Raw genomic sequence first — 15,541 nt, 5'->3', positions numbered from 1 at the left:
GCGAGCCTGCGAGCCCGACGCGTATCGAGGCCGTCGACCGCATCCCTGCCCCGAGGAGCCCAGCATGTGCCGCAACATCACCGAACTGCGTGGTCTGGAGCCCGCGGCGACCGACGAAGAGATCGAAGCCGCCGCCCGGCAGTACATCCGCAAGGTGAGCGGCATCCGGCACCCGTCGGCGAACAACGCCGAGGCATTCGAGGAGGCCGTGCGCAAGGTCACCGAGACCACGCACGAACTCCTCGACGCGCTCCCCGAGCGGCGACAACCGCCCAAGACGGTGCCGCCGTTGCGACGGCCGGAGGTCCGGGCTCGGATGGCGGGGCGCTCCTCGGCGTAGGCCGACTTTCGCGCGCGATGAGTCGGGCATGAGTGGTCGCGTGACCGTGCTCGCTACTGTGCAGAGGTGACACCCCTCTCCCGGCCCCTACGCGTCACGGTGGTGCTGATCGTCGCCGCAGTGCTCGCGACGACGGGCCTGATCGGAATGCCGCGGGCAGCTGCCGCTCCCACCGACAACTGCGCGCCGCCCGGCGTCGAGTCGGCGTCGGCGGCTCCGCTCAACCTTGCGGCCGCCGAGCAGGGCGGCGAAGACCGCTTCACCACAGCCACCACCACGCCGATCGACCAGATCGACGTGAGTCAGCTCGAGCTACTCACGCCCGGCACGCTGTCAGTGGGCACCCTGTCCGACGCCGGTCCGAGCATCTGTGTCAACGGCCAGGGCGTGTTCACCGGCTTCGACAACGAGCTCCTCAAAGCGGTGGCCGCCAAGCTCGGCCTGCAGATCCAGTTCGCCGGGACCGAGTTCGCCGGGCTGCTGTCGCAGGTTGCCACCAACCGCTTCGATGTCGGCTCGTCGTCGATCACCACGACCGATGAGCGTCGCCGAACCGTCGATTTCACCAACGGCTACGACTTCGGCTACTTCTCGCTCGTCGCGCCGGACGGCGGTGCGGTCCAAGGCTTCGGCGACCTGAACGATTCCGTGCGGATCGGCGTCGTGCAGGGCACCGTGCAGGACGACTACGTCGTCAACACGCTCGGGCTCGACCCGGTCAAGTTCCCCGACTACGCCACCGCCTACGCGAACCTGAAGGCCGGGCAGATCGATGCCTGGGTGGCGCCGTCGCAGCAGGCCGAGGGGTCGGTGCAGCCCGGCGACAACGCGTCGATCGTGGAGAACACATTCAGCGTCAACAACTTCATCGCCTGGGCGATCGGCGAGAACAAACCCAATCTGACCGAGGCCCTCAACTCCGGTCTGGACGCGGTGATCGCCGACGGCACCTATGCGGACCTGTACGCCGACTGGGTTCCGCGCGAGCTACCCGACGGCTGGAAACCGGGCAGTAAGGCTGCGCCGGAACCCGAACTGCCTGACTTCGCCGCGATCGCCCGCGAGAACGCCGACGACACCGCTGCCGGCGACACCGCACCGAAGAGCACCCTGGAACAACTCGGCGCGACATTCTTCGACTGGGGGCTGTACAAGGAGTCGTTCCCCGACCTGATCAAGACCGGCCTGGTCAACACGCTGATCCTGTCGCTGGTTTCCGGGGTGCTGGGCACCATCCTCGGCATGCTGCTGGCGGTCGCGGGCATCTCCCGGTCCCGCTGGCTGCGCTGGCCGGCCCGGATTTACACCGACATCTTCCGCGGCCTGCCCGCGGTGGTGGTGATCCTCATCGTCGGGCTCGGAGTGGGCCCGGTGGTGCGTGGCATCACCGGCAACAATCCGTACTGGCTCGGCGCGGTCGCGCTCGCCTTGCTCTCTGCGGCCTACATCGGCGAGATCTTCCGCTCCGGCATCCAGAGCGTCGACGACGGGCAGATGGAGGCGTCACGCGCCATCGGCTTCAGTTACCGGCAGTCGATGCGGCTCGTCGTGGTGCCCCAGGGTGTGCGCCGCGTCCTTCCGGCCTTGATGAACCAATTCATCGCCCTGATCAAGGACAGTTCGCTGGTCTATTTCCTCGGGTTGCTGGCCAGTCAACGCGAACTGTTCGCGGTGGGACGTGACCTCAACGCCCAGACCGGCAATCTGTCGCCGCTGGTGGCTGCGGGCATCGTGTACCTGGTGCTCACCATTCCGCTGACCCATTTGGTCAACTACATCGACGCCCGCCTACGGACGGGCCGATCCGTCGAGGTAGATGAGGATCCGGTACCCCCGACTGCCGTCGAGAGAGGCTGAGCAGTGTCTGAGACCACCACCCGCGATGCGGTGTCGCTGACCGGTACCGATCTGCATCTGTCGTTCGGCAAGAACCATGTGCTGCGCGGTGTCGACATCGCCGTCGACGCCGGCACCACCACCACTGTCATCGGTCCGTCCGGGTCAGGGAAGTCGACGTTGCTGCGGGTGCTCAACCGGCTGCACGAACCCGACAAGGGTGACATCGCGCTCGACGGCCGTTCGGTGCTGCGCGACAATCCCGATGAACTGCGCCGTCGCATCGGCATGGTGTTCCAGCACTTCAATCTGTTCCCGCACAAGACGGTGGCGCAGAACATCGCGTTGGGTCCGCGCAAGCTGCGTGGGTTGAGCAAAGACGAGGCGCACGAGGTTGCGTTGCGGCAACTCGACGTCGTCGGTCTGCGCGCGAAAGCCGATGTGCGGCCGGGCAATCTGTCGGGCGGCCAGCAGCAGCGGGTGGCGATCGCCCGTGCGCTGGCGATGTCACCGCAGGTGATGTTCTTCGACGAGGCCACCTCCGCGCTGGACCCCGAACTCGTCAAAGGGGTCCTTGCGCTGATGGCGGACCTCTCGGCGGAGGGGATGACGATGGTGGTGGTCACCCACGAGATGGGCTACGCGCGCAACGTCTCCGATCACGTGTTGTTCATGGACCACGGCGCGGTGGTGGAAACCGGGCCGCCCGAGCAGCTGTTCACCGACGCGTCGTCGGAGCGGCTGCGCAACTTCCTGTCTCAGGTGCTCTGAGCGCACGCCTCACGGAGTGCCGATCCCGAACAGCTGCGCGGCGTTCTCGTAGAACACGCCGCGAACCCAGTCGTCGCCGAGATCGAGACGCACGACCGCTTCGAGCGCATGCGTGTAGGGGTAGGGGATGTTGGGGTAGTCGCTGCCGAACATGATGCGATCGCCGACGTCGAGCAGACGGGGCAATGCGTCGACCGGAAACGGTGCACTTTCCTCGGCAAAGTCTGTGAACGACATCGTGGTGTCGAAGCGGACGTTCGGGTAGCGCTCGGCGAGGTCGAGGAACTCGACGTACTCGGGGGTGCCCATGTGCGCGATGATCAGCGGTAGCGACGGAAATCGGCGCAGCAGCGCGGCGATCGGTTCGGGCCCGGTGTGAGTGCCCGGCGCCGGCCCGGACCCGCAGTGGATGATCACCGGCACCTGGCTGTCGGCGATCTGCGACCACACCCCGTCGAGCAGCGAGTCCATCGGCGAGAAGTCTCCGACCTGGATGTGGCATTTGAACACCTGCGTGCCGCGCTGGATCGCGTGCGAGATGTAGGAGGGTGCGGACTCTTCCGGGTAGAAGGTGGCCGTGTGCAGGCAGTCCGGGTGATGCGCCGCGAAGTCCGATGCCCAGCCGTTGAGCCACTCGGCCATGTCCGGCTTGTGCGGATACACCAGCGACGAGTAACCGCGCAATCCGAAACCCTGCAGGCCCGCGACCCGGATGTCCTCGTCGGCCCGGTAGGTGATGGGCCACTCCCGTCCGATCAGTGGTCCGGCCGAATCGAAGTACGCCCAGACCTTGTCCATCACCGGCTTGGGCATGAAGTGGGTGTGGATGTCGATCAGCCCGGGCAGATGCAGGGACTTCCACATCTGCCGCACCGCGTCGGCTTCCTCCGCTCCGAACGGAGCTGATCCGGAGTTCTCGTACACGTCGTTGTCCACTCGATCGACGTTACCGTCGGCCCGTCTCTGCGACTACGTCAACGAAGAACACGTCCTCGTGGATGGAACGGGGTCATCGGGTCAGCCGACGGCCGATCGGCTGGGCACCAGATCCGGCCGCGCGTCGGCGAGGATCTCGTCGCGATCAGCGGCGAGGGCGAATCCACTGTCGATCATCTGCTCGGTCGCCGAGCGGTACCGGGCCAGATAGTCATCGGCGTCGCGATACCGTCGCGCCAGCAGGCCGGGATCGGCCGGAGTCGTGGAACCGAAGAGCATGCAGATGCGGGCGACGTCACCGGTGACGATGCCGCGCAGTACCTGGGTCGCCGCGTCGACGCTGGGTGAACGCACCCCGCCGACAACGTTGCCGATTTCGTCGAGAACGAATCGTGGTCTCGTGTCGAGGCTCTCGACGGCCAGCGGTGCCGCGATCGGCGGCGGGGGGCCACCGGCGGCCCAGGCGTTGAGGTGGTGCAGGGCTGCGCGCAGGACGAAACGCTGTTGGCCTCGGTTGACCGGTGTCGGGCAGCCCAGCATGGATTCGTACGGGCCGATCTGGTGCAGGTCGGCGTGCGAGGTCCCGGCCAGCTCCCAGATCCGGATGCGGTCGGTGTCGGGCTGACGTGACCGCACCGACATGAAGTTGGTCAACACGTCGGTCTCGGTCTGCACCATGAACACCGGGATGGGCACCGATTTGGCGATCCTGGTGGGTACGCCGCGGAAGACCTGGTCGATGTCGACGCCGCTTCCGGGCTCGCCGAACGGCATCTCGGCTGCGGCGCGGCTGTGGATGAGGATGCCGTCGACGACCGCATGGCGCTCGGCGAACCGGTTGGCGTAGGTGGTCAGCGCCATCGCCGACTGCGACTCGCCTGCGGCGAGCACGCGTCGCACCGACAACCCGCTCAGCGGGTGACCGTCGTCGGAGGGTGCGCGCAGTGCGGCGCAGACGGCACCGAAGATGTCGAAACAATAGGCATCGCCGGGGTGACGCAGTGCGCCATAGCGTTCCGGGTCCTTGGCGGCAAGACTGCGGGGACCGCCATCGATCGCCATTCCCACCGAACCGTGTCCGCCGGCGATTCCGGTGTATTGGGCCGACACGCCCAGCCAGGCGTAGCCGTTCCGGAGGAGTTCCTCGGCGAGATAGGTGTATTCGGGTGCGGCATCGGAGCCGCTGCTGACATTGAGCCACTCCACCACGACGGTGCCGTTGAAACCGGTGTCCGCGACGGGTCGTCGGAGCAGGGCGCGCGTGGTGAACGCGGCGGAATCGAGCAACGTCACGCCGTCGGCGCCCGACGGCGCGTATCCGCGCGCCACACCGCGGACCGCGTACTCACCCTCACGGTAACCGTGCTCGACGAGGTCGGGTCCCGGGGTGGCGCTCACGATCGAACAGCCGTTGCCGCCGGACAGTTCGGTGAACTCGATCGGTTCGATGACGTCGCGTGCTGGTGGGGTCCCTGCGGACACGTGGGCTTCCCTTCTGCCGACGGTCACATGAAAGCGTTTGTGCTTCACGCTGATTGTCGAGTTTACTGATCTGCGACCGGTTTGTGGGTGAGGAGTTCTCGATGGCGGGCATCTTGATCGCGGGCACCACCAGCGACGCCGGTAAGAGCGTGGTGACCACCGGTTTGTGCCGGGCGTTGGCGCGCCGTGGCATGCGGGTCGCGCCGTACAAGGCGCAGAACATGTCGAACAACTCGATGGTGTGCGTCGGTCCAGACGGTGACGGTGTGGAGATCGGGCGGGCCCAGTGGGTGCAGGCCATGGCGGCGCAGGCCACCCCGGAGGCGGCGATGAATCCGGTCCTGCTGAAACCGGGGAGCGATCGCCGCAGCCACGTCATGTTGATGGGACGGCCGTGGGGTGCGATCGACTCCTCGGACTGGCTGGAGGGACGGCGCGAGCTCGGGCGGGCGGCACACGCCGCCTTCGACGATCTCGCGACTCGATTCGACGTGGTGGTCGCCGAGGGCGCGGGCAGCCCCGCCGAGATCAACCTGCGGGCGGGCGACTACGTCAACATGGGATTGGCCCGGCATGCCGATCTGCCGACGGTCGTCGTCGGTGATATCGATCGCGGTGGGGTGTTCGCGGCGTTCCTCGGTACGGTGGCCCTGCTGTCGCCGGAGGATCAGGCATTGGTTGCGGGGTTCGTCGTGAACAAGTTCCGCGGTGACCTCGATCTGCTCGCTGGGGGCGTGCGCGATCTCGAACGGGTCACCGGCCGCCGGGTGTTCGGCACGCTGCCCTGGCACCCGGACATCTGGTTGGACTCCGAGGATGCCCTCGACCTGCAAGGACGACGGACGACGACCGGGCGGCGCGCACGGGTGGTGGTGATCCGGCTGCCCCGCATCAGCAACTTCACCGACGTCGACGCGCTCGGTATCGAACCCGACCTCGACGTCGTGTTCGCCTCGGATCCCCGATCGCTGGCCGACGCCGACCTGGTGGTGTTGCCGGGTACGCGATCGACCATCGCCGACCTGGCCTGGCTGCGCGAGCGCGGCCTCGACCGATCGATCATCGACCATGCACAGGCGGGCAGACCGGTGCTGGGTATCTGCGGTGGCTTTCAGATGCTCGGCCGCACGGTCTGCGACCCCGAGGGCATCGAAGGTGCGCCGGCCGAGGTCGACGGTCTGGGACTGCTCGACGTCGAGACCACCTTCGGGTCGTCGAAGGTACTGCGGCTGTCGGAGGGGCGGTGGCGCGACGTGCCGGCCTCGGGCTACGAAATCCATCACGGGCGGATCACCCGAGGTGAAGGCGCCGAAGAGTTCCTCGCCGGCGCACGTGCGGGCCGCGTCTTCGGCACCATGTGGCACGGTTCGCTCGAGGGCGACGAGTTGCGGCACGAGTTTCTTCGGCAGGCTCTGTCGCTCAATGCTTCTGACGTCTCTTTCGGGGCCGCGCGAGAACGGCGACTTGACGTGCTCGGCGATCTCGTGGAGACGTGTCTCGACGTCGACGCGCTGGTGGATCTGGCGCGGGACGGGGCGCCGCGCGGCCTGCCCTTCGTGGCGCCGGGCGCACCGTAGCGGTCGATGCGCGGGTCATGCGACGGTGACCCGCGGGAGAACGCCGACCGCATCATCGGGACTCGCCGGCAAACGGGTGCAGCGGAGTCATCCCGCGCGGTGAGATGAAGAGGCCTTCGGCCTCCGCTGTGACAGCCCCGTCGACCAGCATCGCCGCGCGGGCCAACGTCTTTCGGCCATCCCGTTCTGGAGTGAATGCTTCGATCCGCAGCGGCCCCAACGGGGTGGGCCGCAGATATCGGATGGTGAGCGTCCCGGTGTAGCTCGGTAGGCCGGTCATACTCGCCGCCTCACCGAGAACCTGGTCGAACAGCAGAGAAACCACACCACCGTGGACGTGACCGGGCGGACCCTCGTATGCGGCGCCGAGTTCCACGTCGGCGTGGGCGACCACTGGATCGGTGACACTGCCCCGGACCACCGTCAGCGGTGGCGCGATCGCGTTGCGGAGGCCGATCACCGCGTTGCCCCAGGCCATTCCGCGACCCTCGGCGGTGTGCCGGACACCGTAGGCCCCGGGGATCTGCTGTGCCCGCAAGGCTGCGGTGACCTCCGAGATCGTTTCCGTCGCCGAGTGCACGGTCGCGTCGTCGACCTCGGTCCGGATGACGGCGTCGACGAGTTCGCGGAGGGCTGCGGTGAGCGGTTGGTACACCGCAACCCGGTGGTGGTACTCGTCGGCCGTCAGGTCTTCGTAGGTGAACTCCATGATGCTCCTGACTGGCTCGGGCGAGGTCCACGGCCCGAGACGGACATGGGCTACTTCTGGTTCTTGCGATGATTGGCGATCACAGTGCCGAACATGAAGTTCATCTTGGTGCCCAACGGCCAGCCCACGTAGTAGCAGAGGAACAACGCGATCTCCTCGAGTTGCTCGGGAGTCAGTTCCTCGTTGGTCAGGGCTGCCCCGGCCTGTATCTCGGCCACGTCGATCTGCCCACCGGCGGCGAGCGCACCCAGCAGGATCAGCCGACGATCACGGATGGACAACCCCTCGCGGGTCCACACTTCGGCGAACACCTGATCGCAGGTGTGCGCGAAGAAGTCGCCCGGTCCGTCGGACATCTCCCAGCCGTAGACCTTCGACATCATGTCGAGGCCCTTTCGCCGCCGGGCGTCGGCAGTCTCGTCTGGGCTCGACCCGTCTGTACCTGCCTCATGTGGGGCCGTCATCGTTGTTCTCCTTCCTGATGTGGCACACCGAGTTCCGCCGCGAAGTCGCGTAGCGCGATTTCGCCGAGGGGGAGGTCGACGTCGAGTTCGCGTCCCAGTTCCAGCGCCAGGGTCAGATCCTTTTCGCCGAGCCCGCGGACTGGGATCAGCACGTCGTGCCAGAAGTCGTCGGGTGCCACGTCGGCAGTGGTGTCGCGCAGCATGATCGCACCCGGCCCACCGGTGATCGCGTCGGTGTGCCGAACCACTTTGCCGAGCTTGGTGATGTCGATCCCGGCGGCCTCGGCGAGGCGAGATGCCTCCATCGCCGCGGTGAACGCCACGAAATGCATCAGGTTGCGCGCCAATTTCATCTTGGTGCCGGCGCCCACGTCGTTGCCGGCGTGGACGAGCATGTCCGACACCGCCGCGTAAGGCTCCTTCAACCGCAGGTATGCCTCCCGGTCACCCCCGACCATGATGGCCAGCCGCCGCTGCTCGGCACCCGCCGCGCCCCCGGAGATCGGTGCGTCCAGCAGGGTGACGCCCTTGTCGGCGCAGTGGGCGGCCAACTCGGTGGCCGTCTGAGGGCTGATGGTGGAGTGGACGGCGATGATCGTTCCGGGCGTGGCGGCCTCGAGGAGCCCGCCGGCACCGGACACGACCGTGCGTACCTGATCGTCGTTGAGCACGCAGATGCCGATGATGTCGGCACGGGTGGCGAGATCGACCAACGATGACGCCGCGGTGGCGCCCGCATCGACGAGCTTGGCGACTGCGTCGGCGGAGAGGTCGAACACCGTGAGCTCGTCCGACCAGGCGGTGAGGCTTGCGGCCATCGGACCCCCGATGTTGCCGAGTCCGACGTAGCCGAGCCGGATCTGTCCCGGGCCGGGGTCACTCATGAGCGGATGACCTGTCCACCGTCGACATTGAAGATCTGCCCGGTCACCCAACCGGCCTCGTCGGAGAGCAGGAACAAGCACATGCCGACCAGATCCTCCGGTGTCCCGAAACGCTTGAGCGGCAGACGGTTGACGATGTCGTCCACCATTTCCTTGGGAGTGGTGGAGCGGGTGGCCTCGGTGTCGATCGGGCCGGGCGCGATGGCGTTGACCCGGATGTTCTGTCCGCCCAGTTCGGTGGCCAGCTGCTGGGTGAGGCCGTTCACACCCACTTTGGCCAGGCCATAGAAACCGCTGTAGAGCCATGCGGCGGTGGAGGACTGGTTGACGATCGCGCCGCCGTCGGTCATATGCGGGTACACCGCCCGGGTGACGTTGAGGGCGCCGTCGAGGTTCACGCTCATGAACTTCTTGTAGTAGTCCCAGGGCACGGTGATCAGGAAGTCGAGCTTCATCCCGCCGTAGATCGCTGCGTTGTTGACCAGACCGTCGATCCGGCCATAGGCGTCGACGGCCGCCGCGGCGAGCGCCTGCGCGGACTGTTCGTCGGCGACGTCGGTACTGACGTAGAGACCGTTGATGTCGGCGGCCACCTGCTTACCTGCGTCGTCGTTGAGGTCGGCGACGACGACGTTGGCGCCCTCGGCGGCCAGAGCGCGGGCATAGACCTCACCGATGCCGCCGGCGGCCCCGGTCACGATGATGGTCTTGTCTCCGAAACGGTTGCGACTATCGGAAGTCATTGTGCTGCTTTCTGTTGTGGGTTGTGCGAGCGTCATCTGTTGGTCGGTGAGGAGCGAGCTTGCGAGCGTCACCTGTTGGTCGGTGAGGAGCGAGCTTGCGAGCGTCACGAAGGGTCATGCCGGCGTCGCCACGGCCTTGGACTCCAGATACTCCTCGAATCCGGCGACGCCCATCTCGCGACCGATGCCGGACTGCTTGTAGCCACCGAACGGGACGTCGGCGGAGTACCAGATGCCGCCGTTGATGCCCATGGTCCCGGTGCGGACTCCGTTGACGACCTTGTTGATCCGGTCCGGATCGGTACCCCAGACCGCCCCCGACAGGCCGTATGGTGAATCGTTGGCGATGCGAATCGCATCATCGTCGCCGTCGTGCGCAATGATCACCAGCACCGGCCCGAAGATCTCCTCCTGCGCGACCCGGGCGGAGTTGTCCAGGCCGGATATCAGGGTGGGCTCCACGAAGTAGCCCTTGTCCCTGTCGGCGGGACGGCCGCCGCCGATCTCGATGGTGCCGCCCTCGCTCCTGGCGAGCGCGATGTAGGACTCCACCCGCTCGCGTTGGACGGCCGAGATCAACGGTCCGCAGATGGTTCCCGCGTCGCTCGGATCGCCGGCGGGCAGTCCCGCCAGCGCGTTCTTCGTCGCGGTGATCGCCTCGTCTAGCTTCTCGCGCGGGACCACCAGCCGGGTGGTGATGGCGCATCCCTGACCGGCGTGGGTGACGACGTTGAACGCGGCCATCGAGCAGGCCGACGCGATGTCGGCGTCGTCGAGCACGATGAACGCCGACTTCCCGCCGAGTTCCAGGAACACCTTCTTCAATGTCTCGGCAGCACCGGCCATCACCTTCTTGCCGGTCGCGGTGGAACCGGTGAACGAGACCAGGTCGACGCGCGGATCGGTCGAGAGCTGCGCACCGAGCGCGTGATCGCTGGAGGTGACGACGTTGATGACGCCGGGCGGGAAGTCGGTCTCCTCGGCGATGACCTTGCCGACCAACGCCGCGCACCACGGGGTGTCCGGCGCGGGCTTGAGTACCACCGTGCAACCGGCCGCCAAGGCGGGGCCGATCTTCGCGAAGTTGATCTGGTGCGGGAAGTTCCACGGGGTGATGGCGCCGACCACCCCGACCGCCTCGAACCGGACTTCGCGGGTGTTCTTGAGGCCCATCGGTTTCGCCTCGCCGAGATCGGTGGTCCACTCGTAGGACTCGGCGAGGTCGGCGAAGTAGCCGAGATCGTTGACGGGGCCGGAGAATTGGGGTCCGGAGGTCAGGAAGGTCGGGCAACCGACCTCGGCGACGGCGAGTTCGCGGAACTCGTCGCCGTGGGCGAGCAGCGCATCGCGAAGCTGACGCAGACAGCGCGCGCGGAACCCGTGGTCGCGTGACCAGTCGGTGGTGTCGAAGGCGCGGCGCGCGGCCGCGATCGCCGCGTCCATGTCGTCGGCGGTGGCATCGGCCGCCTGGCCGAGTACTTCTTCGGTGGCCGGGTTGCGCACATCGAAAGTGCCGCCGGTGCCGGGAGCGAGTTTGCCGTCGATCAACAGGTCTGACGACGACACTGGGCGTAGAGGCATGGTCTGGAACTCCATCTGGACAGGTGTCTGGACTCGTGATCAAACCTAGTGTAGCGTGACTCACATGTCCAGTCCCGTGTCTCAGGAATCCACTCGCCGACGGCTGACGCAGCAACAGGCCGAGACGGTCACCCGGTTGACCGACGCGGCGGTCGAGGTGCTCAACATCGAGGGTTTCGACGGTCTCACTGTGCGCACCGTGGCGAAATTGGCGGGGGTCGCCCCGGCGACCGCGTACACGTATTTCTCGTCGAAGAGTCATCTGGTCGCCGAGGTGTTCTGGCGTCGCCTCAGTGCGGGTGTGCCCGAGCCGGATCTGTCGGTGCCACCGGCCGAGCGCGTCGCCCAGGTGCTGCGTGAGGTCTCGATGGTGGTGGCAGGTGAGGGGCAGCTCGGTGGCGCCGTGACCATGGCGCTGTTGGGCACCGACCCGGACGTCGAGCACCTGCGCCTGCGGATCGGCGGTTTTATTCGTCGCCGGCTCGCCGAGGCGCTCGAGGTGGACCCCGAGCACCCGGGTCCGCTGCTCGATGCACTCGAGATGATCTACGCCGGTGGCCTGGTGCACGCGGGGATGGGGCATATGTCCTACGAGCAGACATCCGAACGTCTGGTCGCAGCAGCACACCTACTGATGGAGAAGTGATGACCGATACCGCCACGGGGACGGGTATGGAGCATCTCGTCCCGTTCGATCCGTATGCCTATGACTTTCACGAGGATCCGTATCCGACGTACGCTCGGCTCCGGGACGAGGCGCCTGTCTACTACAACGCGGAGATGAACTTCTGGGCGCTGGCCAAACATTCCGATGTGCGCACGGGGTTTCGCGACTGTGTGAACCTGTCCAACGCGTGGGGCGTGTCGATGGACCCGTCGTCGTATGGGCCGGACGCACACAAGTCAATGTCGTTCTTGGCGATGGACGACCCGAAGCACATGCGCATCCGGAAGCTGGTGTCCAAGGGGTTCACGCCACGGCGCGTCAACGACCTCACAGATCGGATCACCGCACTGACACAGCAACATTGGGACAGATGTCTCGAGATGGGCGAGTTCGACTACGTCGAGGACTTCGCCGGCCTGCTCCCGATGGATGTCGTCTCCGAACTGCTGGGGGTCCCCGAGGCCGATCGCGCCTTCCTGCGGCAGCAGTCGGATCTGCTGCTGCATCGCGAAGAGGGTGTGCTCGACATCCCCGAGGCCGCCGTCTACGCCTATATCGAACTGCACAAGTACTACACCGAACTCATCGCCGAACGCCGGAACAATCTCGGCGAGGATCTGGTGTCGGCGTTGATCGCCGCCGAGATCGACGACGACGAGACCGGCGAGAAGACCAGCCTCACCGAGGACGAGATCGTCGGCTTCATGGTGCTGATGGTGGTCGCCGGCAACGAGACCACGACCAAACTGCTTGCCAACGCACTGTATTGGGCCTGGCGCAATCCGGCCGAACTCGCCAAGGTGATCGCCGACGAGGACATGGTGCCCGACTGGACCGAGGAGACCCTCAGATACGACAACTCGACGCAGATGGTGCTGCGCAAAGTCGCCGCCGACACCACTTTCGGTGACATCACCATCCCGGAGGGTGATCGGGTGCTGCTGCTCGTCGGTTCGGCCAACCGGGACGACGAGGTCTTCGACAACGCCGATCGGTACCAGATCGGCCGCGACTGCAGCCAAGCGCTGATGAGCTTCGGCATGGGGACCCACTTCTGTCTCGGCGCGCACCTCGCGCGACTCGAATCGAACATCGGTCTGTCCGAGGTGGTTCGCACCATCAAGTCGGTGGACATCGACATGGATCGTGCCGTCCGCGTCCACTCGGTGAATGTTCGTGGCTTCGCCCAACTACCCGTGAAAGTGCAGGTGCGCTGATGGCATTCATCCCTCATCCGGACAGACGACCGGTGCTGATCGCCGGTGCGTCCTCGGGTATCGGCGCAGCGACCGCCGAATATCTGGCCGACGCAGGCTATCCGGTCGCACTCGCAGCCCGGCGCGTGGACAAGTGCCACGAGATCGCCGAGAAGATCACCGCCAATGGTGGTGAGGCGGTGGCGGTCCCGCTCGACGTGACCGACGAACAATCCGTCGTCGACTGCGTGGCGAAGGCGCAGGCAGCCCTGGGGCCAATCGAGATCGCGGTCTCCGGTGCGGGTGACCTCGCGATCGGACTCTCCTACGAGACGTCCTCCGATGAGTTCGCGTCGCAGGTGAACATCCACCTCGTCGGCGCACACCGCATCTACCGTGCGGTGGTCCCGGACATGATCGAACGCGGACGCGGTGACTTCGTGTTCATCGGTTCGGATGTGGCGCTGCATCCGCGACCCTGGTCGTCGGCCTACGTGGCGGCGAAGTCGGGTATCGACGGCCTGGTCGCGACCGTGCAGCTGGAACTCGAAGGAACCGGCGTGCGGGCCAGCATCATCCGGCCGGGCCAGACCATCACCGGCATGGGTATGAACCTGGATCAGAAATCCACCGACGCCATGCTCAACGACTGGATCAGACACGGCCTCGCTCGGCATGGGAACTTCCTTGCCCCCGAACACCTTGCGCAGGGGATCGGCGCCATCGTCGCGATGCCGCGCGGGGCGCACATGCGCGTGGTGGAGATCGAGGCCGAAGGAGCATTGACCAAGAAGGGAACCGACGCATGACCGCACTCACCAAACCCCAGCGCGTCTCCGGCGGGGACGGCGAACACGGCCACCTCGACGAACTCGCCTCCGACCCCATCGGACTGTTCTGGCGGGTCCGCGACGAGTGTGGCGATGTGGGCCAGTTCCAGCTCGCCGACCGGGAGGTGGTCCTCGTCTCCGGTGCACTTGCCAATGAGGAGTTCTTCCGCGCGCCGGAAGAAGATCTCGACCAGGCGGCCGCCTACCCGTTCATGACGCCGGTGTTCGGGGAGGGCGTCGTCTTCGACACCAGCCCCGAAGAGCGCTCCAAGGCCATCCACAACTCGGCGCTCAAGGGCCCGCACATGAAGCAGCACGCGGTGACCATCCCGAACGAGGTCGAACGCATCATCGCCGACTGGGGTGACGAAGGCGAGATCGACCTGCTCGAGTTCTTCGCCGAACTCACGCTGTACACGTCGTCGGCGTGCCTGATCGGCCGCAAGTTCCGCGAGCGGCTCAACGGACACATCGCGCACCTGTTCCACGACCTGGAGAAGGGCACCGACCCGATCGCCTACGTCGACTACAACGCCGACATCGAAAGCTTCCGCAAGCGCGACGAGGCCCGAGCCGAGTTGGTGGAGTTCATCCAGGGCGTGATGGACGAGCGGATCGCGAATCCGACTGAGAACAAAGAAGATCGCGACCTGATGGATGTTCTCGTCCAGGTCGGATTCGACGCCAACACCATCACCGGGATGTTCATCTCGATGATGTTCGCCGGCCACCACACCACCTCAGGAACCGCAGCGTGGACGCTGATCGAATTGTTGCGCAACCCCGACTACATGGGGCGCGTGTACGCCGAACTCGACGAGATCTACGGCGACACCCCCGACGGCGAACGGCCCGAATACACTTTTGCCCACACCCGGCAGATGCCGCAGTTGGAGAATGCGCTCAAGGAGGCCCTGCGGCTGCACCCACCGCTGATCATCCTGATGCGTGTGGTGCAGAACGACTTCCACATCGAGGACTTCGAGATCACGGCAGGTCAGTCGATCGCGGTGTCCCCGGCCATCTCCAACCGGCTACCCGAGGACTTCCCCGAGCCGGACACCTTCGATCCGGATCGCTATGACAAGCCCCGGCAGGAGGACCTGGTGAACCGGTGGACGTGGATTCCGTTCGGTGCCGGCCGCCATCGTTGCGTCGGGGCGCAGTTCGCGATCATGCAGCTCAAGGCGATCTTCTCGGTACTGTTCCAGAACTACGAGTTCGAGATGCTGCAGCCGTCGGAGACCTACCGCAATGATCATTCCAAGATGGTCGTTCAGCTGCAGCAGCCGTGCCGTGTGAAGTACCGGAGGCGGTGAGCGCCGATGCGTGTCGAAGTGGATCTGGATCTGTGCCAGGGGCACGGCATGTGCGAGATGGAGGCGCCTGAGGTCTTCCGAGCGCACTCCGACCACGTCGAGATCCTCGACAAGGAGCCAGACGAGAGCCGCCGAGCCGAGGTCGAGGCCGCGGTCATGTATTGCCCGACACAAGCCCTCAAGATTGTGGACGACGAGTGAGTGGA

General features: G+C 66.1%; 16 protein-coding genes. 9 read left to right on the top strand and 7 right to left on the bottom strand.

The features are described 5' to 3' along the window. The first annotated feature begins 64 nt into the window (after positions 1-64). From OSB52_RS10895 to OSB52_RS10885, 3 genes are all read left to right on the top strand, one after another. Positions 65-340, top strand: a complete 276-nt coding sequence (locus OSB52_RS10895) for a DUF2277 domain-containing protein (protein WP_235723515.1) — start codon at positions 65-67, stop codon at positions 338-340. A gap of 147 nt (positions 341-487) precedes the next feature. Next, on the top strand, positions 488-2,197 hold the full coding sequence (locus OSB52_RS10890) for an ABC transporter substrate-binding protein/permease (RefSeq protein ID WP_266061677.1): 1,710 nt from the start codon (positions 488-490) through the stop codon (positions 2,195-2,197). Positions 2,198-2,200: 3 nt separating this feature from the next. Beyond that, positions 2,201-2,947: an amino acid ABC transporter ATP-binding protein gene (locus OSB52_RS10885; protein ID WP_266061641.1), complete on the top strand. Its 747-nt coding sequence runs from the start codon at positions 2,201-2,203 to the stop codon at positions 2,945-2,947. A 9-nt stretch (positions 2,948-2,956) separates the two neighbouring features. Here the strand turns inward: OSB52_RS10885 and OSB52_RS10880 are convergent, their stop codons facing one another. Beyond that, positions 2,957-3,811, bottom strand: a complete 855-nt coding sequence (locus tag OSB52_RS10880; RefSeq protein ID WP_266061676.1) for an amidohydrolase family protein — start codon at positions 3,809-3,811, stop codon at positions 2,957-2,959. Between the two features lie 153 nt (positions 3,812-3,964). Beyond that, on the bottom strand, positions 3,965-5,365 hold the full coding sequence (locus tag OSB52_RS10875) for an alpha/beta hydrolase domain-containing protein (RefSeq protein ID WP_266061640.1): 1,401 nt from the start codon (positions 5,363-5,365) through the stop codon (positions 3,965-3,967). Between the two features lie 101 nt (positions 5,366-5,466). Between OSB52_RS10875 and OSB52_RS10870 the strand changes: the two genes are divergently transcribed. Beyond that, positions 5,467-6,942, top strand: a complete 1,476-nt coding sequence (locus tag OSB52_RS10870; protein ID WP_235723518.1) for a cobyric acid synthase — start codon at positions 5,467-5,469, stop codon at positions 6,940-6,942. 52 nt (positions 6,943-6,994) lie between these two features. Here the strand turns inward: OSB52_RS10870 and OSB52_RS10865 are convergent, their stop codons facing one another. From OSB52_RS10865 to OSB52_RS10845, 5 genes are all read right to left on the bottom strand, one after another. Continuing rightward, positions 6,995-7,651: a PaaI family thioesterase gene (locus tag OSB52_RS10865; RefSeq protein ID WP_266061639.1), complete on the bottom strand. Its 657-nt coding sequence runs from the start codon at positions 7,649-7,651 to the stop codon at positions 6,995-6,997. Positions 7,652-7,701: 50 nt separating this feature from the next. Beyond that, positions 7,702-8,034 (bottom strand): carboxymuconolactone decarboxylase family protein, encoded by a 333-nt coding sequence (locus OSB52_RS10860; protein WP_235723597.1) that lies wholly within the window; start codon positions 8,032-8,034, stop codon positions 7,702-7,704. A gap of 77 nt (positions 8,035-8,111) precedes the next feature. Beyond that, a complete protein-coding gene (locus OSB52_RS10855) occupies positions 8,112-8,999 on the bottom strand; it encodes an NAD(P)-dependent oxidoreductase (RefSeq protein WP_235723520.1) in 888 nt (295 codons plus the stop codon). Continuing rightward, on the bottom strand, positions 8,996-9,742 hold the full coding sequence (locus tag OSB52_RS10850) for an SDR family oxidoreductase (protein WP_235723521.1): 747 nt from the start codon (positions 9,740-9,742) through the stop codon (positions 8,996-8,998). Before OSB52_RS10850 ends, OSB52_RS10855 begins: the two co-directional genes overlap by 4 nt. A 114-nt stretch (positions 9,743-9,856) precedes the next feature. After that, on the bottom strand, positions 9,857-11,323 hold the full coding sequence (locus OSB52_RS10845; RefSeq protein WP_266061638.1) for an aldehyde dehydrogenase: 1,467 nt from the start codon (positions 11,321-11,323) through the stop codon (positions 9,857-9,859). Positions 11,324-11,387: 64 nt separating this feature from the next. Here OSB52_RS10845 and OSB52_RS10840 point away from each other — a divergent pair, with 64 nt between their 5' ends. The 5 genes from OSB52_RS10840 to OSB52_RS10820 are packed head-to-tail and all read left to right on the top strand — an operon-like array spanning position 11,388 to position 15,536. Continuing rightward, positions 11,388-11,969, top strand: a complete 582-nt coding sequence (locus OSB52_RS10840; protein ID WP_235723523.1) for a TetR/AcrR family transcriptional regulator — start codon at positions 11,388-11,390, stop codon at positions 11,967-11,969. Further along, positions 11,969-13,207 carry a cytochrome P450 gene (locus OSB52_RS10835; protein ID WP_266061637.1) on the top strand — a complete coding sequence of 413 codons (1,239 nt, stop codon included), beginning with the start codon at positions 11,969-11,971 and terminating at the stop codon, positions 13,205-13,207. Before OSB52_RS10840 ends, OSB52_RS10835 begins: the two co-directional genes overlap by 1 nt. Further along, on the top strand, positions 13,207-13,995 hold the full coding sequence (locus OSB52_RS10830) for an SDR family oxidoreductase (protein WP_266061636.1): 789 nt from the start codon (positions 13,207-13,209) through the stop codon (positions 13,993-13,995). The genes OSB52_RS10835 and OSB52_RS10830 overlap by 1 nt, the downstream gene beginning before the upstream one ends. Then, the gene (locus tag OSB52_RS10825; protein ID WP_235723526.1) at positions 13,992-15,335 is read left to right on the top strand and encodes a cytochrome P450; all 1,344 of its coding nucleotides are present in this window, start codon (positions 13,992-13,994) and stop codon (positions 15,333-15,335) included. Before OSB52_RS10830 ends, OSB52_RS10825 begins: the two co-directional genes overlap by 4 nt. Before the next feature lie 6 nt (positions 15,336-15,341). After that, positions 15,342-15,536 carry a ferredoxin gene (locus OSB52_RS10820; protein WP_235723527.1) on the top strand — a complete coding sequence of 65 codons (195 nt, stop codon included), beginning with the start codon at positions 15,342-15,344 and terminating at the stop codon, positions 15,534-15,536. The last annotated feature ends 5 nt before the right edge of the window (positions 15,537-15,541 follow it).

The organism is Gordonia aquimaris, assembly GCF_026262595.1.
Classification (GTDB): domain Bacteria; phylum Actinomycetota; class Actinomycetes; order Mycobacteriales; family Mycobacteriaceae; genus Gordonia; species Gordonia tangerina.
This window is presented reverse-complemented; position numbering and strand designations above follow the sequence as displayed.